The sequence below is a fragment of the Promicromonospora thailandica genome (assembly GCF_024171955.1).
Taxonomy (GTDB): domain Bacteria; phylum Actinomycetota; class Actinomycetes; order Actinomycetales; family Cellulomonadaceae; genus Promicromonospora; species Promicromonospora thailandica.
On the sequence record NZ_JAMTCS010000016.1, the window covers coordinates 83,944 to 103,834 of the forward strand.

Here is a 19,891-nt window from a genome sequence, read left to right on the forward strand (position 1 = left end):
CTCTTTCTCGCGACCCCCGACCACCAGGAGAACCCATGGCCACGATCACCGCCGTCGTCAACCTCGACCTGCCCGGACCGACCATCTCCCGCCACGTCTACGGACACTTCGCCGAGCACCTGGGACGCTGCATCTACGGCGGCTTCTGGGTCGGGGAGGACTCCGACGTGCCGAACGTGCGGGGCATCCGGCGCGACGTCGTCGACGCGCTGCGCGCGATCGGCGTCCCGAACCTGCGCTGGCCCGGCGGGTGCTTCGCCGACGACTACCACTGGGAGGACGGGATCGGCCCGCGCGACCAGCGGCCCCGCATGGTGAACTCGCACTGGGGCGACGTCGTCGAGGACAACTCGTTCGGCACCCACGAGTTCATGGACCTGTGCGAGCTGCTGGGCGCGGACGCCTACATCAGCGGCAACATCGGTTCGGGCTCGGTGCGTGAGATGAGCGACTGGATCGAGTACCTGACCCGGGCGGACGACTCGCCCATGGCCACGCTGCGCCGGGCAAACGGGCGGGACGAGCCCTGGAAGGTGCCGTTCTGGGGCCTGGGGAACGAGGCGTGGGGCTGCGGGGGCAACCTGCGCGTCGAGCAGTTCGTGTCGTTGGCTCGCCAGTACGCCACGTACACGCGCGACCACGCCGACAACCGCGTGTACCGGATCGCCGCCGGGGCGCACGAGGACGACTATCACTGGACCGAGACCCTGATGCGGTCCTTCGACCCGCTTGACCAGGACGACCGCCCGGCCACGCCGTTCCAGGCGGTGTCCCTGCACTACTACACGCGGACCGGGTCGTGGGCGGAGAAGGGGAAGGCGACCGAGTTCAGCACCGACGAGTGGTACCTCGCCCTGAGCCGCGCGTCCTGGATGGAAGAGCTCGTCGCCCGGCACTCGACCGTCATGGACCGGTACGACCCGGCGAAGAAGGTCGGGCTCGTCGTCGACGAGTGGGGCACCTGGTGGGACGTCGAACCGGGCACCGAGCCCGGCTTCCTGTACCAGCAGAACACGCTCCGCGACGCGCTCGTGGCTTCCGTGCACTTCGACGCGTTCCACCGCCACGCCGACCGGGTCGTCATGGCGAACATCGCCCAGACCGTCAACGTGCTGCAGGCGATGATCCTCACCGACCCCGAGTCCGGCGCGCTGGTGCTCACGCCCACGTACCACGTGTTCGAGATGAACCGCGGCCACCACGACGCCGCCGCGCTGGACGTGCACCTCAAGGGCGCGCCGGAGAAGGAGGTCGACGGGCGGACGCTGGGGCTCGTCTCGGCGTCGGCGTCCACGCGGGGCGACTCCGCCCTGGTGTCGATGTCGAACCTCGACGCGGCCGGCGCGCACACCGTGACGCTCGACCTGCGGGGCCGGGACATCACGGGTCACCGGGCCCGAGTCCTCACCGCACCGGGGCTGGCGGCGCACAACACGGCGGCCGACCCCGGGGCGGTCGCGCCGAGCGTCCATGACGGGATCCGGGTGCGCGGTTCCCTGCTGGAGGTGGAGCTGCCCGCGCACTCGTACCTGACGGTCGAGCTCGACATCGACGCGGCTCGCATCGGGGTTCCGTCGATGTCAGGCAGGCGTCAGGACCTGTTTCCCGGCTGATGGCCACCGGCGAGCTCGTGGGCTTCCGAGGCGAGCTCGGGCCAGTCCTCGGGGTCCGACACGGTCACCCAGCTGGCCCCGGCCTCCGGCTCGCTCCGGAGAAGCACGGCGATGTCACGCGTGATCAGGTCGTCCGCACGGCCGCTGGGCAGGCGGACGGCGAGCGCCTCGCCCGCGAGGTACGCGAACTTCGTCTGACGCACGAAGAGCGCACCCTCGCGGGCGGTGACGTCGAGGTCGGGGTCCTGTTCGAGGGACCTCCTGAGAGCGTGGTACCGGTCGTTCGTCGTCATCGTCCAGCCTCCTGTCCTGCACCTACGACAGCAGGCGCCGTCGAACATCCATCTCGGACACGGTAGCCGTCGCGGGGGAGGAATGCTGGCGAGCGGTCAGTCGGCTGTGTCGTGCGCGAGCAGGAACCAGCGGTCCTTCTCGAGGCCACGGATGATCTCGATCGCGACGTCCTGGCTGGCCGGGTCGATCGTGTCCAGGCCGTCGACCGCGGCGCGCACGTCCGTCAGGACCGCGTCGATCTCGGCGACCACGGCGGCGATGATCTTTGTCGACCGGGTGAAGCCGGCGGGGACGGCCGTGGTGGGTACGGCCCGCGCCACCGTGCCGAGGCGTGCGTCCACGGGCAGCCCGAGCGCGACGATCCGCTCGGCGGCGGCGTCCGCGAAGTCGGCCGCATGCGTCACGACGTCGTCGAGGAGCTCGTGGACCCCGACGAAGTTGCTGCCCCGCACGTGCCAGTGCGCCTGCTTGCCGTTGATCGTGAGTGCCTGCAGCCCCAGGACGACGGGCGACAGGAGCTGGGCGACCGCGGCGGCGGCCGTGGGGTCGCTCGCCGTCGTCGGAATGGTGTCCGTGGTGCTCATGGATTCCTCCGGTGTCGTGATGTTCGGTCGTCCTCTACAACACTCGTGGAGACTGCTCATTCCGCGCTTGCGGGCTGTTCGGGTGTGATCCGGACGACGAGCTCGTTCTCCCATGCCTTCAAGCGCGAGGTCGGGGAGTCGCCCCAGAGCTATCGGATCGGCGGGACGCTCCACGGCCGGGATCTGGTCGCCGACGGCGCGCCGGCGGCACCGGCCCGGTAGCCGGGCCGCACCATCGGGCCGCGGAGCCATCCCAGCCGTTCGGCGCAGCGTCGCGCCGTGGCCAGGACGCCCGCGACCGCGGGTGAGGCACCGGTGGCCGGCCAGAGCACGGACAGGTCCGCCGCGGCCTGCGGGTCCACGACCTCGCGGACGGTGAGGGTGTCGCCGAGGTTTGCCGCGTGCTCGGCGAACGAGGTGGGAGCCAGGCCGACCTCGCGCCCCGTGGAGAGCCGGGCGAGCATGGCGTTGACCGGCGGGGCCTCGAACGCGCGGACGGCCGGTGAGAAGCCGACCTCCTGGCACGCGGCGACGATGCCGTCGTAGTAGGCCGGGGCGAGGCGGCGCGGGAACAGCAGCAGGGTCTCGTCGCGCAGCTCCGCGAGCGGGATCTTCGGCGCCGCCGCGAGGTGGTGACCGGTCGACAGGAGCGCGGACACCGCCTCTCGGCGCAGGACCTCGCTGCGCACGCCGTCGACGGAGTGCGGGGCCAGGGCGAGGCCGACGTCGAGCTCGCCCGCGGACAGCCGCTCGGGGATCTCGGCGCTGAAGATCTCCCGCGCGTCGACCGTGAGGTCGGGGTGTTCCTCCTGCAGTGCGGCCAGGAGCACGGCGAACGTGCCGAAGCCGGACACCGGCGTGTAGCCCAGCCGGATCGTGCCCGCGCTTCCCGTCCCGGCCAGCCGGGTGTTCGCCAGGGCCCGGTCGAGCGCGGTCAGCACGGCGGGCGCCTCCTCGAGCAGCGTCCGACCTGCCGCGGTGAGCCGCACCCGGCGGCTGGAACGCACGAACAAGGGTGTGCCGAGGGCGTCCTCGAACCTGCGGATCTGGTGGCTCAGGGACGGCTGCGAGATGTAGAGACGAGCGGCCGCGCGGCCGAAGTGGAGCTCCTCGGCGACGGCCAGGAAGTAGCGCAGCAGGCGTGGGCTGATATCGATAGACAGAGCCTATCGTCCGACGCCAGGACAAGTCTTGGACGCTCTCCGGAGCGCCGCCATAGCGTCGTGTCACCCCACAACCGGAGGAAGCGACATGACCCGTACCCCGAAGGTCGGCCTCGACGCTCTGATCACCCCCGAGGAGAGCGTGCTGCTGCTGATCGACCACCAGCCCTTCCAGGTCGCCAACCTGCACAGCCACGAGCCGACCATGGTCATCAACAACACCGTCGGCCTGGCCAAGTTCGCCACGGTGTTCGACGTGCCGACGATCCTGACCACGGTGGTCGAGGAACGAGGCGGGCACCTCGTCCAGGCGGTCCAGGACGTGTTCCCCGACCAGAAGCCGATCAACCGCACCGCCATCAACACCTGGGAGGACCGCCGTGTGGTCGAGGCGGTGGAGCGGACCGGGCGCAAGCAGCTGATCATCGCGGGCCTGTGGACCGAGATCTGCGTCGCCATGCCGGCGATCCACGCGCTGGCCGACGGGTACGACGTCTTCGTCGTCACCGACGCCAGCGGCGGGGTCAGCACCGAGGCGCACGACATGGCGGTGCGTCGGATGGAGCGCGCGGGCGTGGTCCCGGTCACCTGGCTGGTCGTGTCCAGCGAGTGGCAGCGCGACTGGGCGCGCGAGGAGACCGCCGACCAGCTCGGGCCGATCCTCTTCGAGCACGGCGGCGCCACCGGCGCCGCGCTCGCGTGGGAGCTGCAGCTGCTGGCCACGCCGCCCGCCGGCGGCGCCGGGGCGTAGCCGAGCAGCTCCTCGAGCCGAGGTGGGTCTGGCGCCGGTGGCGTGCGCCAGGCCCACCGCTCACCGCGCGCACAGCGCCGGGAGACCGCAGGATCGTGGACACCCCGGCCGGCGGCCGACAGCTACTCGACAAGGACCAGCCCCATGAAGACCCCCGTGCCCGACTACCTGGACGAGGTGCTGGACGGCCTGCGCGGCGACACCAGCGGCGCCACGGCCGACTACATCCCCGAGCTGGCCGAGGCCGACCCCGAGCGCCTCGGCATGGCGATCACCACCACGCTGGGCCGCACCTACGCCGCCGGTGACGCCGACACCGAGTTCACCATCCAGTCGATCTCCAAGCCGTTCGCCTACGCCGCCGCCATCATCGACCGTGGCCTGGACCGTGTGCTGGGGGCCGTCGGCGTGGAGCCCTCCGGGGAGGCCTTCGACGAGCTGTCCCTCGAGGGCGGCACCCACCGCCCCAAGAACCCGATGATCAACGCCGGGGCGATCACCGCACACTCCCTCCTGGTCGGCGCGCAGGCTTCCCAGGAGGAGCGGGTCGAGCGGGCGCTGGCGTTCTTCTCCCGCCTCGCGGGGCGGCAGCTGCGGGTCGACGAACGGGTGTGCGCCTCCGAGCTGGGCTCGGCGCACCGCAACCTCGCGATCGCCTACATGCTGCGCAACTACGGCATCCTTGACGGCGACGTGCCGTCCGTCGTGGAGGGGTACACGCGGCAGTGCTCCATCCTGGTGACGGTCCGGGACCTGTCCGTGATGGCCGCGACGCTCGCCACCGGGGGCGTCCAGCCCGTGACCGGGGAGCGGCTGCTGGACCCCGCCGTCGCCCGGCACGTCATGGCCGTGATGGCCGGAGCCGGGATGTACGACGCGGCGGGCGACTGGCTCACCCGCGTGGGCATCCCCGCCAAGAGCGGTGTCGCCGGAGGGATCGTCGGGGTGCTCCCGGACCGGGTGGGCATCGGTACCTTCTCGCCGCGCCTGGACTCCCACGGCAACAGCCGGCGGGGACGGCTCGCCTTCGAACGGCTCTCCCGCGACATGGGCATGCACCTGTTCGCCTCGGACGGCGGCCGGCTCGACGCCGTCGACGTGGAGGTGGAGGTGGACGGGGGCGTGGACAAGGCGCCGGGCACGGTGACCTTCGCCCTGCGGGGCACGGTGCAGCTGACCGCCGCCTCGGAGCTCCTGGACCTGATGGCCGACTCCGAGGGCACGCACGACGTGGTGCTCGACGCCACCCGGGTGCACTCGTTCACCGACCTGGGCCGCCGCATGACGCTGGAAGGGCTGCGGCGGCTCCGGCTGGACGGCCGCGCCGTCGCCCTCCGCGACCCCGCGGGCGTGCTGCCGGACCCCGACCTGGGCGACGGTACCTACCCGGACCTGCTGTGAGGCAGGGGGCTCGTCGCCTGCCGCTCAGCGCAGCGCGCGCAGGTGCTCCCGGTGCAGGGGGTCGGTGGCGTCGTCGAAGTCCCGGTGCGTGGTGAGCCACTTCTTGACGTAGGGGCAGACGGCCACGATGCGGTGCCCCGCCTGGATGCTGTCGCCCAGGGCGGTGCGCGTGAGGACGGCGGCGAGGCCCTGGCCCTCGAACTCGTCGAAGACCTCCGTGTGGTAGAAGATCCGCTGCGTCTCCCCGAAGTCCTGGTACGCCGAGAGCCCGGCGTGGGTGCCGTCGACGAAGACGTCGAACCGGCTCTCGCCAGGGTTGTCGCGGACGGTCACGCCGTGCTGGTCCTGCGCCTGCTCGGTCATGGCGGTGGTCCTCTCGTGGTGGGGCGTCGGCACGGCGGTGTCAGTCCGTGCTCGGGGTGTGGTCCGGTTCCGCGCTGAGGCGGACGGCGTTGGCCCAGGGGTCCTCGAAGCTGACCGTCCGGCCGTCGTCCTGGACCGGCACGCGGTAGTGCCGCAGGCGCTCGGTCAGCGCGCCGACGTCGTCCGGCGACGGCACCGCGATGTCCACGCGGCCCAGGCCGAGGGTCTGCTGCCGCCGGCCGGCGCCGCGGCTGCGCCACACGTTCATCGCCATGTGGTGGTGGTAGCCGCCGGCGCTGACGAACAGCGCCTGGTCGCCGAGCGCGTAGGTGACGTCGAAGCCGAGGCGGGTCGCGTAGAAGTCGCGGGCCGTCGCCACGTCGCCGACCGACAGGTGCACGTGGCCCACGCGGGCGTCGCCGGTCGGCTGCCCGGCCCGGCCGTGCTCGTCGAGGTGTTCCTGCAGGAACGCGTTCGGGTCCAGGAACAGGGTGCCCATCTCGACCTGCCCGTGGGTCCAGCTCCACTGCGTGCGGTCGCGGTCCCAGTAGAGCTCCACGCCGTTGCCCTCGGGGTCGTCGAAGTAGAACGCCTTGCTGACCAGGTGGTCGGCGGACCCCGTGAACGACCCGGGACGCAGGCGTGCGACCGAGTAGACGGCAGCGGCCAGGGCGGCCTCGCTGTCGAAGAGGATCGCGGTGTGGAAAAGTCCTGCGTCGTGGGGCGAGGCGTGCCGCAGGGCCGGGGTGTGGACCAGCACGACGACGGCGCGTCCGGCCCGCCCGAGCACCACCCGGGGGCCGGCGTGCTCCAGCACGGTCAGGCCCACCCCGTCGCGGTAGTAGGCCGTCATCGCGTCCAGGTCGGCGACGTTGAGGGTGACCGCGCCCATCGCGGTGTCGGCTGCGAGGCGTGCTTCTGTGCTCATGGCCACCGCCAACTGGATTGAAACATCAACTATTCCGTCCGGTGTCGCGACGCCGGGACAGGCCGGTGTCCTCCGGGTCGAGGTGCTCGCGCAGGGCCGTGACGGCGGCGTCCAGGCCGGCGAGCTGCTCCGGGGTCAGCGCGTCGACGAAGAGCTCGTGCACGGAGCGCAGGTGCGGCACGGAGCCGCGCCGGAACGATTCCGCGCCGAGGTCGGTCAGGTGCACGTCGACGCCGTGCACGTCGTCCAGGCACGGCGTCCGACGGATCAGGTCGCGCTTCTCCATGCGCGCCAGGTGGTGCGACAGCCGGCTGCGCTGCCAGCCGACCCGCTCGGCCAGCGCGGAGGAGCGCAGCGTCGTCCGGTCGGCCTCGCTCAGCGCGAGCAGCACCCGGTAGTCGGCGGACGACAGGGACGACTCGCTCTGCAGGCGCCCCTCCAGGCGGGTGCGCAGCAGCTCGGTGGTCTCGATGTAGTCGCGCCAGATGCGCAGCTGCTCGCGCGAGGGCATCGCGCGGCGCCTGCCCTGAGCCATGGCACCTCCGGGGATTGACACGTCAACTCTGCACGCTACAGGATTGTCACGTCAATTCCGATGGCGTGACCCGGATCCCACGAGGAGCGAGCCCATGACCGACAACCCCGCCGTCCAGCCCGGCGGCGTCGAGGTGCTCTCGGCCCGCGACGTCCCGCTCGGTGGGCCGCGCGCCCTGCAGGTGCGCCGCACGATCCCGCAGAAGGCGCGGACCCTGATCGGCGCCTGGTGCTTCGCCGACCACTACGGGCCGGTGGAGGTCGGGCCGGGCGGCATGGACCTGCCGCCGCACCCGCACACGGGGCTGCAGACCGTGAGCTGGCTGTTCAGCGGCACGATCGAGCACCGGGACAGCCTCGGCACACACTCGTTCATCCGCCCCGGCGAGCTCAACCTCATGACCGGCGGCCACGGCATCGCCCACTCCGAGGTCTCCACCGCGGACACGACCGTGCTCCACGGCGTCCAGCTGTGGGTCGCCCTGCCCGACGCCGACCGCGCGGCCGGGCGGGACTTCCAGCACCACGTGCCCGAGCCCGTCCGGGTCGACGGTGCCGAGCTGCGGGTCTTCCTCGGCTCGCTGGCCGGTGCGACCTCCCCGGTGCGCACGTTCACACCCCTCCTGGGCGCGCAGATCGACCTCGACCCGCACGCCACGGTCACGCTCTCCGTCGACCCCGGCTTCGAGCACGGCCTGCTCGTCGACGCCGGCGACGTGCACCTGGACGGCACGGCGGTCCCGCCCGCCGAGCTGGGCTACGTGGCCCCGGGCGCCGGTACCCTCACCCTGGCGAACCGCTCGGACGCCCCGGCGCGCACCGTCCTGCTCGGCGGTCCGCCCTTCGAGGAGGAGATCGTCATGTGGTGGAACTTCGTGGCCCGCGACCACGAGGAGATCCTGCACGCCCGCCAGGACTGGGAGGCCGACTCGGGACGCTTCGGCACGGTCGAGGGTCACCAGGGCCAGCGGCTGCCCGCGCCGCCGGTGCCCGACGTCGTCATCCTGCCGCGACGCAACCCACCCGCGCGGTAGACCTGCCACGCAGACGGCGCCGTCACGCGGGCAGCGCCCGGGCCTTCAGCTCGCCCAGGTAGGCGGACACGGCGTCGCGGTTGCGGGTCAGCACGTCGATGCGGTCGTCCAGCCGGTCGCGCTCGCGCTCCAGGACGGCGACCGTCTCGTCCGTGACGCCCTCGAAGACGATCGGGTCGACGGGCGACTCCAGGCACGGCAGGATCCGGCGGATCATCCGGACGGACAACCCCGCCCCCAGCAGCTCGCGGATCTGCTTGACCCTGGCCAGGGCACCCTCGTCGTAGTCCCGGTAGTTGTTGGGTCCCCGTGCCGACGTGATCAGACCCTCGGCCTCGTAGAAGCGGACCTGGCGCGTGGAGGCTCCTGCGCGGCTCGCCAGCTCACCGACTCGCATGCCACCAGCGTAGGCCTTGACCTTGACACATGTGTCAATGTTCGACGCTCGCGCCATGAACGAGCTGAACGGAACCGTGGCGCCCCGGTTCGAACCCGTGCGCGACGCCGTGCTGGACGCGCTCCGCAGGGGCGCCGAGACAGGGCTGTCCCTCGCCGTCGACCTGGACGGCGAACGTGTGGTGGACCTCTGGGGCGGTCACCAGGACGCCGCGAGGACGCGGCCGTGGGCGCGGGACACGGTCACCAACGTCTGGTCGATCACCAAGAACGTGACCAGCCTGGCCGTGCTGCTGCTCGTCGACGCCGGAGAGCTCGACGTGCACGCACCCGTCGCGCGGTACTGGCCGGAGTTCGCGGCCCGCGGCAAGGACCGGGTCGAGGTCCGGCACCTCCTGTCGCACACCGCCGGACTGCCCGGCCTCGACCAGCCGGCGCGTCTCGACGATCTCTACGACGTGCGCGCGACGGCCGACCGGCTCGCGGCACAGGCACCGTGGTGGGAGCCGGGTACGGCGTCCGGGTATCACGTCCTGACCTTCGGTCACCTGCTGGGGGAGCTGGTGCACCGGGTCAGCGGCCGGTCCCTGCGGGAGTTCGTCGACGAGAACCTGTCCCGCCGGATCGGGGCAGACTTCCGGATCGGCGCGCGAGCCGAGGATCTGCGGAGGGTCTCCGACGTGATACCGCCCGCCGCCGCCGACCTGTCGGGCCTCGACCCCGACGGGATCGCGTACCGGACCTTCAACGGCCCGGCCTTCTCCGCGTCGTCGGCGAACACCCAGGCCTGGCGCGCCGCCGAGCTCGGGGCGGCCAACGGGCACGGGAACGCCGCGTCGGTCGCTGACCTCATGACCCCGCTGGCCCTCGAGGGTGCGTCCGCTGCGGGGCGCCTGCTCAAGCCCTCGACCGTCCGCCTCGTCCTCGACCAGCAGGCGCAGGGCGTCGACCTGGTCAACGGCCTGCACGTGCGGTGGGGGATCGGGTTCGCCCTGCCGGACGACAGGACGCTCCCGTGGATCCCGCCGGGCCGCGTCGCGTTCTGGGGCGGCTGGGGCGGGTCGATGGCCGTCGCGGACCTCGACCGCCGGCTCACCATCGCCTACGTGATGAACGAGATGGGTGGCGACATCCTCGGTTCGGCACGCGCGGCCACCTACGTGCGCGCGGTCTACCGGGCGTCGGGCGCTCTCCCGCCGGGGGGCATCCGGTGACCGGACCGACCGGGAGCGGCACGACCCCGAGAGCGGTGCGCCCGTCAGGGCAGGTGGTGCCGGTCAGCGGCCGGTGTCGTGCCGAACCGCTTCCTGTACGCCTTGACGAAGTGGCTGCTGTCCGCGAACTGCCAGCGGGCGGCGACCTCGGAGACCGTCAGGCGTGTGCCGGACAGGTCCAGGCGGGCGCGGTCGAGGCGTCGTTCACGGACGTACGCCATGACCGACGACGTAGACCCCTGGGCGAACGCACGGTAGAGCGTGCGCACGGACACGTGGAGCTCGCGGGCGATGTCCGGGCGCTCAGGTCCGGCTCGGTGAGCAGGCGGGTCTCGATGTACTCCTTGGCCGCCTCGACGAGTGCGGGGACGAGCTCCGCGTCGTCCACGACCTGGTCGTTCACCAGCCCCTGGAACAGCTCGATCGTCGCGTTGCGTGCCGCGACCGCCGCTGCGGGTCCGAGATCGTCTGCCACCTGGGTGAGGAGACGTAGCTGGGCGAGCAGCAACCGGGCGGCGGGCGACCTCTGCTCGACGACGACGGCGGGCCCGCCCGACGGGAACCGGATCGCATCGACGGGGAGGCCCACCGCGACCGCTCGCGTGCCTCGACCGGTCTCCATGACCCAGGGTTCGTCGTTCCTGCGGACGCACACGGTTCCCGCTCGTGCTCTGGCGTGCCGGCTGCCCGAGGTGAAGCGCCACTCGCCACTGAGCACGGCGTGCACGACGATCAGGTCACCGTGGTGCCCGCCCGGGCCGCCGGTTCGTCCCGCGATCGCGTCGCTGTACTGGTGCTCGAGCGGGAACCCGAGCACGTGCCCGGCGTGGATGCGGACCCGGTACGCACCCTCGCTGTGCCGGGGCAGGCTCAGTGGAGGAACCTGCAGCGATCCGCCCGCCTGGCGGCGCCACTCGTCGAGCAGCACACGGTTCCGGCTCTCGTCGGCGTTCGCCACCACGATGTCGACCACGGGCGCCGTGGTGCCGCCGACCTGCCAGGGTGTGGTGCCGGCTGTGTCGTCCATCGCAGCAGGGTACGGGCGCGAGACCCGCCGGCCGGCGGGTCACGGCGCACCTCGTCCGAGGTGGCCAGGACGTACCAGCCGCGTGGCAGGCAGGAACAAGACCTCGGTGGACGGGGTGCAGCAAGGTGTCGCACGAACCTTCCCTACCGCTCTGGAGACGTCCCATGATCGAGTCCCCGCCCGCACTCTTCGAGGCGCTGGTCCAGGCCGCGCCTCCCGGCGATGCGACCCTGCTGTTCGACACGGCGTGCGTGATCGGCGGCGGCATCGCAGGGCTCCTGGCGGCGCGGGTGCTCTCCGACCGCGCGCGCCGGGTGGTCGTCATCGAGCCCGACGACCTTTCCGGGACGGCAGGGCCGCGCCCCGGCGTACCCCAGGGCCTGCAGGTGCACACGCTGCTCCCGGGCGGACAGCAGTGGTTGGAGCGGTGGGTCCCGGGCCTGACGAAGGAGGCGCAGGAGCGGGGTGCGTCCCTCGTGCCGGGCCAGGGGACGACGTTCCTCGACGGCGTGCCGCAGGCGCTGGACGCCGAGGGGCACCACCTGCTCGCGATCGGACGCCCGTTGCTGGAGTCGCTGATCAGGGACCGGGTGGTGTCCCGCCCGGGCGTGACGGTCCTGCGTGGCCGGGCCATCGGCCTGCGGTACGACGGGGACGCCGTCGACGGCGTCCGCTACACCTCACGATCTGCTGGCGATCAGGGCGACAACGGCGCACGCGTGCTGGACGTGGACTTCGTCGTGGACGCCATGGGGCGCTCCAGCAGGCTGTCGAGCTGGCTCGGGGACAGCGGTTACGACCAGCCTCGGCTCGAGCGGCTGGGTATCTCGATCAACTACGCGACGGCCCTTTTCGAGCGGTCCGTCGAGCTCGCCGACCTGGAGAGGCCTGGCGCACTGGCACTCTTCACGCCGGGGCACTCCCGGCACGGCGTGTCCACCGCGGCGGTGCAACCGATCGAGGGTATGCGGTGGATCGCCATGCTGATGGGGTACGGCGACAGCAGGCCCGGTCGGACCGTCGCCGAGTTCCGGGCGGCCTGCGCAGCCCTGCCGCCGGTCTTCGCCGAGGCCGTCGCCGGTGACGTCGTCGGGGGCGTGGAGACCTACCACCAGGCCGACAACCGTCGACGCCACTTCGCCGACGCCGACCACCTTCCTGCGCGCCTGGTCGCCGTGGGGGACGCCGTCGCGTCGTTCAACCCGATCTACGGCCAGGGCATGAGCTCCGCCGCGCTGCACGCCTCGTGCCTGGCCGCGTACCTCGGCGGTGCTCCGGACCTCGACGCCGTCGCCCGCGAGTTCTACCGCACCCAGCAGGTGGTCGTGGACGCCGCCTGGGCCGTCTCCGCCGGGGGCGACGGCGCGCGCCTCGACGCGCAGAACGGGACCGACGTGCCCCAGGGCGTGCGAGAGCGACGCCGGGCCATGGACCAGATCGCCGCGGCCACGCTGGTGGACGGGGAGCTGGCGCACGCGTTCAACGACGTCTCGTACATGCTCCGTCACCCCGCCGTCCTGGCGGATCCGGAGCTGCTGGCACGGGCGGTCGCCGCCAACGAGCGAGCGGCGTGACCGCCGTGCCGCCCCACGGTCCCACCGGGGTCAGCCGGCCGAGCCGCCCCCCGCTCGCCAGGCGTCGTAGTCGACACCCCTCTCCTTCGCCAGCTCCCGCAGCCGCTCCTCGGTCGGCGGCCGGAACAGCTTCGGTGTGATCTTCCGGTCCTGCTCGGCGTACGTCCGCTGGAGTGCGGCCTGCCGCGTGGCGTCGTCCTGCGCCGCGGCCGTCACGGCGGGGGTCGCCGCCACGCTCGTGCCGGTCAGGACACCGCTGACCAGCGGCAGGTAGCCGCTGGAGTGCCCGAGCCGGTTGGGGTGGTAGGACTCGCGGACGGGGTTCGAGAAGCCGTTGATCCACTCGGTCGAGTCGCACACCGCGTGGCCGGTGAACCTGCTGACCGGGTTGACGAACGTGAACCCCTTGGCCGACGAGGCCGACGCGGTGACCGAGTTGATGAGCACGACGGCGTTGTTGAGCGCCGCCTCGTCCTCGGGGCTGAAGAAGGTCGCGATGTTGCAGTCCTCGCCCATGAAGATCTTCGGATAGCCGACGACGACGACCTTCGCGTTCGGTGCCCGCGTGCGGATGGCGGTGTAGAGGGTGCCGAGCCGGCCCGGCAGGGTGCTCTGGATGAAGGTACGTGCCCCGGCGACCGCGCCGGCGCAGTCGCTGGCCCACGCGGGCAGGGCGCACTCGGTGAGCACGTCGGCGAAGCCGGCGTCGTTGCCGCCCACCGAGATGGTCACGAACCGGGTGCTCGAGCTCAGGGCGCCGACCTGGGTGCTCGACACGTCGGCGACCACGGCCCCCGAGCAGGCCCGGAAGTTGAGGGTGTAGCCCTTGGCGGCCGCGGTCAGGCTCGCGTAGGCGTAGGTCGAGCGCAGGCACTCGGTGCCGTCGTTGATGTAGGTCCGGGTACCGGTGCCTGACGAGTAGGAGTCGCCGAGGGCCACGTAGGACTCCCCGGCGGCGTACGACGGTGGTGCCGCCGACGTCACCAGCCCCACGGTGACCAGGCTTGTCGCCGCCAGAGCGGCAAGGACGCGCACGAGACGTAGCTTCATGGAGCAGCCCCCCGAAGGTCCGTCGGGTCACGTCGGCGTGACCCGATCCGTACCTTTATAGGAGATATTTACACTACTGCGCAATGGTCAGCAAAAAATTAACCAAATCTTCGTCAGTTGGCCGCTGTGCCCGGAGCGAGTCAGCGGGTGGTCGTCATCGCGCCCGGCCCGCAGGGACGGAGGGCACGCTACCCGTCGACGACGAGCCAGAAGGGCCCCGACGCGGGGCAGGCCTCGGGCAGGGTGACGTCGCCGGGCACCCGCTCGAGCTCGCCGCCGCGGAGAGAGACGTCGTCGCCCGGCCGCAGGCCGCGGGACGACTCACCCGTGTCGGGGAACACCGGGACGTAGCGGGTGTCCAGGTCGGTCCGCACCGTGAGGCACCCCGCGGTGTCCTCGACGGTGCCCGTCAGCAGGGCGCCGTCGCCCGTGCCGGGCTGGTTCGCGGTGTACTCCGCGTACGCCGGCCCGCCGGTCGAAGGCGTTCCGGCGCAGCTGGCGACGCCCGCTCCGACGAGCGTGACGCCGATGAGTGCCCGCACGGTGCGCCGCATGCGTAGATCTTCGACCGGACGCGGTGGTCCTGTCGAGAGGGTGCGCGCCCGAGTGGCCGGTGGTCGGCGTCGTGCCATCCTGGAATCCACCCGCACAGGCGTGGGTGCTCAGCGACCGAGGCGAGGCCGACGATGGACGAGAGCCGGACGAGGGTCGTGATCGTCGGCGGTGGTTTCGCGGGGTACGACGCCGCGAAGGCGTTGCTGCGCGCTCTGCCGCGCGAGGCGGACGTCGAGGTCGTGCTGGTCAACCGGACCGACTACTTCCTGTACCTGCCGCTGCTGCCGGAGGTGGCGGCGGCGGTGATCGATCCGCGCCGGGTGACCGTCTCGATCCCGGCCACGCTGCGCGGGGTGCGGCTCGCGCTCGGTGACGTGACCTCGATCGACGCCGACCGGAACACCGTCGCGTACACCGATCCGGAGGGCGGGACGCACTCGCTGCGCTACGACAGGCTCGTCGTGGCCGCCGGGAGCGTGACCCGGCTGCTGCCCGTGCCGGGCGTGGCCGAGCACGCGCACGGCTTCCGCGGCGTGGCCGAGGCCCTGTACCTGCGCGACCACATCATCCGGCAGGTCGAGCTCGCCGCCGCGACCGACGACCCGGCCGAGCGGGACGCGCGGTGCACGTTCGTGGTGGTCGGCGCCGGGTACACCGGCACCGAGGTCGCGGCCCAGGGCCCGCTGCTGACCGACGCGCTCCGGCGTCGGCATCCCGGCCTGGCCGACCAGAGGATGCGGTGGCTGCTGCTCGACCTGGCGCCGAAGGTGCTGCCGGAGCTGGACCCGCGCCTGTCGCGCACGGCCGACCGCGTGCTGCGCGACCGGCACGTCGAGGTGCGGACCGGGACCTCGGTGGACGAGGCGACCCAGGACGGCGTCCGGCTCACGACCGGAGAGGTGGTGCCGGCCCGCACCCTCGTGTGGTGCGTCGGGGTGCGACCGGACCCGCTGGTCGAGGGCACGGGTCTGGAGACCCTGAAGGGCCGGCTGGTCGTGGACACCACGCTCACGGTGCCGGGCCACCCGGAGGTGTTCGCGTGCGGGGACGCCGCGGCGGTGCCCGACGTCACCCGGCCCGGCGAGGTCACCGCGATGACGGCGCAGCACGCCAGCCGGCAGGGCGCCCTCGCCGGGCGCAACGTCGCGGCCTCGCTCGGGTACGGGCAGACGCGCAGCTACAAGCACCACGACCTCGGCTTCGTCGTGGATCTCGGCGGCTGGCAGGCGGCCGCCAACCCGCTGCAGATCCCGTTGTCGGGACTGGCGGCGAAGGTCGTCACCCGCGGGTACCACCTGGTCGCGATGCCGGGCAACCGGGTGCGCACCGCCGTGGACTGGCTGCTGGACGCGGTCCTGGGGCGCCAGTCGGTGCAGCTCGGGATCGTCCGGTCGGCCGCCGTACCCCTGGACACCTCGGCGCCGCCGGCCGACCACCCGGAGCCACCCGCCGGCTGACGTCCCCCTTCGTCTCCAACCCGAGGTTGCTTGGCTCTGGTCGCCGTGAAAGCCGAGCGACCTCGGGTTCGCAGGGGGAGCGGGCCGGGGCCGGCGGCTAGGGTTTCGCCCGTGACCGACGACGTTCGCCCGATCATCTTCCTCGACGTGGACGGCACGCTGCTGCCGTTCGGCGGCCCCGGCATGCTGCCGGAGCCGCGGTCCGGACCGCCGGCTCCGGGTACGCCGCGCCCGGAGCTCGACCTGATCGACCCGGCTCTCGGCCCGCTCCTGCTCGGGCTCGGCTGCGACGTGGTGTGGGCGACGGCGTGGATGGGCGACGCGAACGTCGTCGTCGGGCCGCGGGCCGGGCTGCCCACGCTGCCGGTGGCCGACCTGCCCGGCTACGGACCACCGGACGCGCAGGGGCTGGGCTGGAAGACGCGGGCCCTGGTCCGCGAGGCGGCGGGCCGCCCGTTCGTGTGGGTCGACGACGACGTCAGCGACGCGGACCTGGAGTGGATCGAGCGCGAGCACCGCGGCCGGTCGCTCGTGCTGCGGGTGGAGTCGGCCGTCGGTCTGACCGCCGCGGGGGTCGGGGAGATCGCCGCGTGGCTGGGCGGCCTGCCCGACGCAACCTCTGGCGGCACCTCTGCGTAGTGGAGGGCATGAGGCAGGAGAACGCGGTGACCACGGACGACGGCGCGAGACCTGGACCGCTGAGCGTGCCGCGCGCCGTCAGGCGCGCAGCCCGTCCATCAACAGGTCCAGGAGGCGGCTGGCCAGGTCCCGCTGCCCGGGCGCGCCGGCCACGGTGAAGATGCCGACGAGGGCGGCCGCGATGTCCTCGGCGGGCACGTCGGTGCGCACCTCGCCGCGCTTCCGGCCCGCCTCCAGGAGGGTGTCGACGGCCCCGAGCAGCTCCGTCCGCGTCTCCGCGTGGGCGATCTCGCCCGCCTCGATCATCGCGAGCAGCGTGTCAAGCATCCCGTTCTTGGTCGCGATCCAGTCGCCGAACAGGTCCATCCACCGGCGCAGCGCCGTGGGCGGGTCGAACCGGCCGAGCAGGTCGTGGGCCCCGGTGGTCAGGCGTGAGACCTGGTCGCGGTAGACCATGTCGACCAGCGACTCGCGGGTGGGGAAGTGTCGGTAGAGCGTCGCGATGCCCACCCCGGCCTCGGCGGCGATCGCCCGCATCGACGGCTCTGCGGGGGCCGACGCGAACAGGCGGGTGGCCACGGCCAGCAGCTGGTCACGGTTGCGGGCCGCGTCGGCCCGGGGCCTACGGAGCTCGGGAGACGCCACGACGGATCACGCTCGCCGCATGCTGGGCTGGACCATGAGACGGATCGTAGTCCGCCGCGGCTCCTCCACGATCTGGCGCAGGCCGGCGGGCTACCCCTCGCTCCCACCCTGCGGTGACGTCGCGGAAGTCCCGCGCGCCGTGAGGTCGGCGAGGAAACGGTGGCACTGCTGGGCGCGCTCCGAGTCCTCGGCCATCACCTTCTCGAAGAACTCTGCGATCTCGTCGACGCCGGCGTTGCGAGCGTCGCGTACGTACTGACCGTAGTCGTGGCCAGCCTTGAGCGAGTGGTACTGCACAGAGATGAGGTCGAACGTGACGTCGTCGAATCCAGTCTCTCCGGTTGCCATGATCCATCCTCCAGGTGCCTGTCTCGGCGGCGTCCGTCGGGCGCCGCACGACGGGTGGGACGGCCCTCATCCGGACCGATCTCCACCATCGCAGGGTGACTCCCGCTCGCAACCCACCGCGCACGGCGCCCCGGCGAGCGCAAACGGATCATGTTCCGCTTGTGCTAGTGTGAGCGTTAGCGGAGCGTGATCCGCTTGCAGCGACCGAGGTGGAGGCTGGATGAGAAGCGAGACGAGCCGGGCGGTCCAGCTCGAGTCGTTCGACGGGCCCGCGGCCCTCGCCGTCCGCGAGGTGCCGCAACCCCATGCCGGGCCGGGGCAGGTCCGCGTCCGTGTCACCGCGGCCGGGCTGAACCCGATGGACTGGTACATGACCTCCGACGTCGACACAGCCGCACGCTTCGGCCTGAGCCTGCCGTGCGGGTTCGGCACGGACTACGCCGGGGTGGTCGACGAGGTGGGCGACGGCGTGCGCCGGTTCGCGGTCGGCGACCGGGTCTTCGGCGGCGCGCTGTCGCGCGCGCTGGCCGACCACGTCGTCGTCGACGAGGCCGGCGCCATCGCGGCGGGCGGCGAGGCGCACCCCACCCCCGACGGCCTCGACGAACGCACGGCCGCCACCCTGGCCATCGCGGGGCGGACGGCGGCAGCGGCGCTCGCGGCCGTCGACCCGGGGCCCGGTGACACCGTGCTCGTCGGCGGTGCGGGCGGCGGGGTCGGGGTCTTCGCCGTCCAGCTCGCGCGGCTCGCGGGTGCGCGCGTGATCGGCACGGGGTCGGCGTCGTCGGCCGACGCGCTGCGTGCCCTCGGCGCGGAGCCTGTGACCTATGGCGACGGCCTCGCCGACCGCGTCCGCGCGCTCGCTCCCACCGGGGTCAGCGCCGTGCTGGACCTGCACGGTACCGGCACGGTGCGGGTAGGGCGGGAGCTCGGCGTGCCCGACGCGCGCATCGCCACCATCGCCGCCAAGGTCGACGGCATCACGGCCGCGAACGGTGCGAGCACGTCCCCGGAGCGGCTCCAGGAGATCGCACGCCTCGTCGCGGCCGGCCGGCTGCGGGTGCCGATCGCCGCCCGGTTCCCGGTCGAGGAGATCCGGGCCGCGGTCGAGCTCCAGGCGGCGCGGCACGTGCATGGGAAGGTCGTGATCGAGCTCGTGCCGGGCGATCCGGACTGACGGGCTCCAGGCGCGGATGTCGGCGATGGCGAGGACTGCTACTGGATTCCGCAGGCTGCGTGCGTGGAGACCGAGCCGAACCTACGCTGACCCTGACCCGCACCGGGCCTGTCGGGAAGGATGCGCGATGCCGCCACGCACGAGGTACGTCACCGACGGGCGCCTGTCGGCCGGCCCGCCCGAGGAGTCCGCCGCCGAGGCGCTGCGGTTCGCGCAGGCCGGGCCGGGGAGGACGGCGGTGCTCCTCTACCCGGAGCCCACCGCGCAGGACGTCGAGGAGCTCGCCGAGGCCTGGGGCCTGCACCCGGTGCTCGCCGCGGACCTCCGGGACGGCGGTCAGCGACCCAAGATCGAACGCTACGGCGACGTGGTCTTCCTGGTGGCCCGGTCCGCCTGGTACGTGGACGAGACGGAGGACGTCCACTTCGCCGAGTTCCATCTCCTGCTGCGGCCCCAGGCCGTGGCGATCCTGTGCCAGGACGGCCGCTGGATCGACGGCGCCGACGCCTCGACCGCGGCGGACGTCGTCGACCGGGGCGACCACGCCCTGCTCGGCGACGAGAATCTCCTCGACCTCGGGCCGGAGGCCGTCGCCTACCGGCTGCTGGACGCCGTCGTCGACGGGTACGACCCGGTGCTGCAGGGGCTCGCCGAGGACAAGGACCAGATCGAGGCGCAGGTCTTCAGCGGCGACGCCGCTGCCACCGAGCGCATCTACCGGCTGAGTCACGAGGTCGTCGAGCTCCAGCACGCCACGACGTCGCTCGCCGACGTGCTCGACGGGCTGCGGCGGGGCTCCGCGCGCCACGGCATCGCGAAACCCCTGCGGAAGTACCTGCAGCACGTTGCCGACCACCTCACTCGCGCGGTCACCGAGGTGACCGAGCTGCGGGCCGCCCTGGGGCGGATCCTCGACGTCAACGCGACGCTGGTGGCGCAACGCCAGAACGAGGACATGAAGAAGATCTCCGGCTGGGCGGCCATCCTCTTCGCGCCCACGCTCATCGGCGCGATCTACGGCATGAACTTCGACCACATGCCCGAGCTGCACTGGACGTTCGGCTACCCGCTGGCGGTCGGGGCGATGGTCGTGTTCTCGGTGGTGCTGTGGGTGGTGTTCCGGCGCAGGGGGTGGATGTGAGCG

22 protein-coding genes and 1 pseudogene are annotated in these 19,891 nt (G+C 72.5%); 10 read left to right on the plus strand and 13 right to left on the minus strand.

All coding sequences use genetic code 11. The features are described from left to right. The first annotated feature begins 35 nt into the window (after positions 1-35). The gene (locus APR03_RS23070) at positions 36-1,613 is read left to right on the plus strand and encodes an alpha-N-arabinofuranosidase (RefSeq protein ID WP_253839581.1); all 1,578 of its coding nucleotides are present in this window, start codon (positions 36-38) and stop codon (positions 1,611-1,613) included. Here the strand turns inward: APR03_RS23070 and APR03_RS23075 are convergent. The 3 genes from APR03_RS23075 to APR03_RS23085 form a co-directional block, all read right to left on the minus strand. Then, positions 1,592-1,906 (minus strand): P-loop NTPase family protein, encoded by a 315-nt coding sequence (locus APR03_RS23075; protein ID WP_253839582.1) that lies wholly within the window; start codon positions 1,904-1,906, stop codon positions 1,592-1,594. The genes APR03_RS23070 and APR03_RS23075 overlap by 22 nt on opposite strands. A 96-nt stretch (positions 1,907-2,002) precedes the next feature. Next, a complete protein-coding gene (locus tag APR03_RS23080) occupies positions 2,003-2,491 on the minus strand; it encodes a Dps family protein (RefSeq protein ID WP_253839583.1) in 489 nt (162 codons plus the stop codon). A gap of 149 nt (positions 2,492-2,640) precedes the next feature. Then, on the minus strand, positions 2,641-3,654 hold the full coding sequence (locus APR03_RS23085; protein WP_308216537.1) for a LysR substrate-binding domain-containing protein: 1,014 nt from the start codon (positions 3,652-3,654) through the stop codon (positions 2,641-2,643). Between the two features lie 88 nt (positions 3,655-3,742). Between APR03_RS23085 and APR03_RS23090 the strand changes: the two genes are divergently transcribed. After that, positions 3,743-4,405 (plus strand): hydrolase, encoded by a 663-nt coding sequence (locus APR03_RS23090; RefSeq protein ID WP_253839587.1) that lies wholly within the window; start codon positions 3,743-3,745, stop codon positions 4,403-4,405. Between the two features lie 144 nt (positions 4,406-4,549). After that, entirely contained in the window at positions 4,550-5,806 is a 1,257-nt protein-coding gene (locus APR03_RS23095) for a glutaminase (protein WP_253839589.1), read from the plus strand. A 24-nt stretch (positions 5,807-5,830) separates the two neighbouring features. On the opposite strand, the gene APR03_RS23100 is transcribed toward APR03_RS23095, so the two are convergent. Genes APR03_RS23100 through APR03_RS23110 form a run of 3 tightly spaced genes read right to left on the minus strand, consistent with a single transcriptional unit; the run spans position 5,831 to position 7,632 of the window. Further along, complete coding sequence (locus APR03_RS23100; RefSeq protein ID WP_253839591.1) at positions 5,831-6,169, minus strand: GNAT family N-acetyltransferase; 339 nt, start codon at positions 6,167-6,169, stop codon at positions 5,831-5,833. Between the two features lie 40 nt (positions 6,170-6,209). Beyond that, positions 6,210-7,097 carry a VOC family protein gene (locus tag APR03_RS23105; protein ID WP_253839593.1) on the minus strand — a complete coding sequence of 296 codons (888 nt, stop codon included), beginning with the start codon at positions 7,095-7,097 and terminating at the stop codon, positions 6,210-6,212. Between the two features lie 25 nt (positions 7,098-7,122). Continuing rightward, entirely contained in the window at positions 7,123-7,632 is a 510-nt protein-coding gene (locus APR03_RS23110; RefSeq protein ID WP_253839594.1) for a MarR family winged helix-turn-helix transcriptional regulator, read from the minus strand. 94 nt (positions 7,633-7,726) lie between these two features. Here APR03_RS23110 and APR03_RS23115 point away from each other — a divergent pair, with 94 nt between their 5' ends. Further along, positions 7,727-8,665 carry a pirin family protein gene (locus APR03_RS23115; RefSeq protein WP_253839595.1) on the plus strand — a complete coding sequence of 313 codons (939 nt, stop codon included), beginning with the start codon at positions 7,727-7,729 and terminating at the stop codon, positions 8,663-8,665. Positions 8,666-8,687: 22 nt separating this feature from the next. Here the strand turns inward: APR03_RS23115 and APR03_RS23120 are convergent, their stop codons facing one another. Next, on the minus strand, positions 8,688-9,062 hold the full coding sequence (locus APR03_RS23120) for a MerR family transcriptional regulator (protein ID WP_253839596.1): 375 nt from the start codon (positions 9,060-9,062) through the stop codon (positions 8,688-8,690). Between the two features lie 55 nt (positions 9,063-9,117). Here APR03_RS23120 and APR03_RS23125 point away from each other — a divergent pair, with 55 nt between their 5' ends. Next, positions 9,118-10,275 carry a serine hydrolase domain-containing protein gene (locus APR03_RS23125; RefSeq protein ID WP_253839597.1) on the plus strand — a complete coding sequence of 386 codons (1,158 nt, stop codon included), beginning with the start codon at positions 9,118-9,120 and terminating at the stop codon, positions 10,273-10,275. Positions 10,276-10,319: 44 nt separating this feature from the next. On the opposite strand, the gene APR03_RS23130 is transcribed toward APR03_RS23125, so the two are convergent. Beyond that, positions 10,320-10,550, minus strand: a complete 231-nt coding sequence (locus APR03_RS23130; RefSeq protein ID WP_308216536.1) for a helix-turn-helix transcriptional regulator — start codon at positions 10,548-10,550, stop codon at positions 10,320-10,322. A gap of 152 nt (positions 10,551-10,702) precedes the next feature. After that, positions 10,703-11,302 (minus strand): annotated as a pseudogene (locus APR03_RS25060) (AraC-like ligand-binding domain-containing protein); the annotation flags it as partial. A gap of 164 nt (positions 11,303-11,466) precedes the next feature. Here APR03_RS25060 and APR03_RS23140 point away from each other — a divergent pair. Then, a complete protein-coding gene (locus tag APR03_RS23140) occupies positions 11,467-12,876 on the plus strand; it encodes an FAD-dependent oxidoreductase (protein WP_253839599.1) in 1,410 nt (469 codons plus the stop codon). Between the two features lie 30 nt (positions 12,877-12,906). On the opposite strand, the gene APR03_RS23145 is transcribed toward APR03_RS23140, so the two are convergent. Both APR03_RS23145 and APR03_RS23150 read right to left on the minus strand, forming a co-directional pair. Further along, a complete protein-coding gene (locus tag APR03_RS23145) occupies positions 12,907-13,926 on the minus strand; it encodes an SGNH/GDSL hydrolase family protein (protein ID WP_253839600.1) in 1,020 nt (339 codons plus the stop codon). A 188-nt stretch (positions 13,927-14,114) separates the two neighbouring features. Then, on the minus strand, positions 14,115-14,480 hold the full coding sequence (locus APR03_RS23150) for a hypothetical protein (RefSeq protein WP_253839601.1): 366 nt from the start codon (positions 14,478-14,480) through the stop codon (positions 14,115-14,117). A 132-nt stretch (positions 14,481-14,612) separates the two neighbouring features. Between APR03_RS23150 and APR03_RS23155 the strand changes: the two genes are divergently transcribed. Together APR03_RS23155 and APR03_RS23160 are read left to right on the plus strand one after the other, a co-directional pair. After that, positions 14,613-15,938: an NAD(P)/FAD-dependent oxidoreductase gene (locus tag APR03_RS23155; RefSeq protein ID WP_253839603.1), complete on the plus strand. Its 1,326-nt coding sequence runs from the start codon at positions 14,613-14,615 to the stop codon at positions 15,936-15,938. Positions 15,939-16,049: 111 nt separating this feature from the next. After that, on the plus strand, positions 16,050-16,577 hold the full coding sequence (locus APR03_RS23160; protein ID WP_253839605.1) for an HAD domain-containing protein: 528 nt from the start codon (positions 16,050-16,052) through the stop codon (positions 16,575-16,577). A gap of 78 nt (positions 16,578-16,655) precedes the next feature. Here APR03_RS23160 and APR03_RS23165 read toward each other — a convergent pair whose 3' ends face one another. Continuing rightward, positions 16,656-17,222, minus strand: coding sequence for a TetR/AcrR family transcriptional regulator (locus tag APR03_RS23165; RefSeq protein WP_253839607.1), 567 nt, complete (start codon positions 17,220-17,222; stop codon positions 16,656-16,658). Positions 17,223-17,312: 90 nt separating this feature from the next. After that, a complete protein-coding gene (locus APR03_RS23170) occupies positions 17,313-17,570 on the minus strand; it encodes an acyl carrier protein (protein ID WP_253839610.1) in 258 nt (85 codons plus the stop codon). 220 nt (positions 17,571-17,790) lie between these two features. On the opposite strand from APR03_RS23170, the gene APR03_RS23175 reads away from it, so the two are divergent. Together APR03_RS23175 and APR03_RS23180 are read left to right on the plus strand one after the other, a co-directional pair. Then, on the plus strand, positions 17,791-18,747 hold the full coding sequence (locus tag APR03_RS23175; protein ID WP_253839612.1) for an NADP-dependent oxidoreductase: 957 nt from the start codon (positions 17,791-17,793) through the stop codon (positions 18,745-18,747). A 127-nt stretch (positions 18,748-18,874) separates the two neighbouring features. Then, positions 18,875-19,888: a magnesium and cobalt transport protein CorA gene (locus APR03_RS23180; protein ID WP_253839614.1), complete on the plus strand. Its 1,014-nt coding sequence runs from the start codon at positions 18,875-18,877 to the stop codon at positions 19,886-19,888. Positions 19,889-19,891 lie beyond the last annotated feature (3 nt).

Excerpts from the sequence above, each read along its gene's own strand:
- APR03_RS23125 (WP_253839597.1), top strand. The coding sequence starts at position 9,118 with ATGAACGAGCTGAACGGAACCGTGGCGCCCCGGTTCGAACCCGTGCGC.
- APR03_RS23110 (WP_253839594.1), bottom strand. The coding sequence starts at position 7,632 with ATGGCTCAGGGCAGGCGCCGCGCGATGCCCTCGCGCGAGCAGCTGCGC.
- APR03_RS23115 (WP_253839595.1), top strand. The coding sequence starts at position 7,727 with ATGACCGACAACCCCGCCGTCCAGCCCGGCGGCGTCGAGGTGCTCTCG.
- APR03_RS23105 (WP_253839593.1), bottom strand. The coding sequence starts at position 7,097 with ATGAGCACAGAAGCACGCCTCGCAGCCGACACCGCGATGGGCGCGGTC.
- APR03_RS23145 (WP_253839600.1), bottom strand. The coding sequence starts at position 13,926 with ATGAAGCTACGTCTCGTGCGCGTCCTTGCCGCTCTGGCGGCGACAAGC.
- APR03_RS23170 (WP_253839610.1), bottom strand. The coding sequence starts at position 17,570 with ATGGCAACCGGAGAGACTGGATTCGACGACGTCACGTTCGACCTCATC.
- APR03_RS23080 (WP_253839583.1), bottom strand. The coding sequence starts at position 2,491 with ATGAGCACCACGGACACCATTCCGACGACGGCGAGCGACCCCACGGCC.
- APR03_RS23100 (WP_253839591.1), bottom strand. The coding sequence starts at position 6,169 with ATGACCGAGCAGGCGCAGGACCAGCACGGCGTGACCGTCCGCGACAAC.
- APR03_RS23150 (WP_253839601.1), bottom strand. The coding sequence starts at position 14,480 with ATGCGGCGCACCGTGCGGGCACTCATCGGCGTCACGCTCGTCGGAGCG.
- APR03_RS23120 (WP_253839596.1), bottom strand. The coding sequence starts at position 9,062 with ATGCGAGTCGGTGAGCTGGCGAGCCGCGCAGGAGCCTCCACGCGCCAG.
- APR03_RS23070 (WP_253839581.1), top strand. The coding sequence starts at position 36 with ATGGCCACGATCACCGCCGTCGTCAACCTCGACCTGCCCGGACCGACC.
- APR03_RS23140 (WP_253839599.1), top strand. The coding sequence starts at position 11,467 with ATGATCGAGTCCCCGCCCGCACTCTTCGAGGCGCTGGTCCAGGCCGCG.
- APR03_RS23095 (WP_253839589.1), top strand. The coding sequence starts at position 4,550 with ATGAAGACCCCCGTGCCCGACTACCTGGACGAGGTGCTGGACGGCCTG.
- APR03_RS23155 (WP_253839603.1), top strand. The coding sequence starts at position 14,613 with ATGGACGAGAGCCGGACGAGGGTCGTGATCGTCGGCGGTGGTTTCGCG.
- APR03_RS23090 (WP_253839587.1), top strand. The coding sequence starts at position 3,743 with ATGACCCGTACCCCGAAGGTCGGCCTCGACGCTCTGATCACCCCCGAG.
- APR03_RS23180 (WP_253839614.1), top strand. The coding sequence starts at position 18,875 with ATGCCGCCACGCACGAGGTACGTCACCGACGGGCGCCTGTCGGCCGGC.
- APR03_RS23075 (WP_253839582.1), bottom strand. The coding sequence starts at position 1,906 with ATGACGACGAACGACCGGTACCACGCTCTCAGGAGGTCCCTCGAACAG.
- APR03_RS23175 (WP_253839612.1), top strand. The coding sequence starts at position 17,791 with ATGAGAAGCGAGACGAGCCGGGCGGTCCAGCTCGAGTCGTTCGACGGG.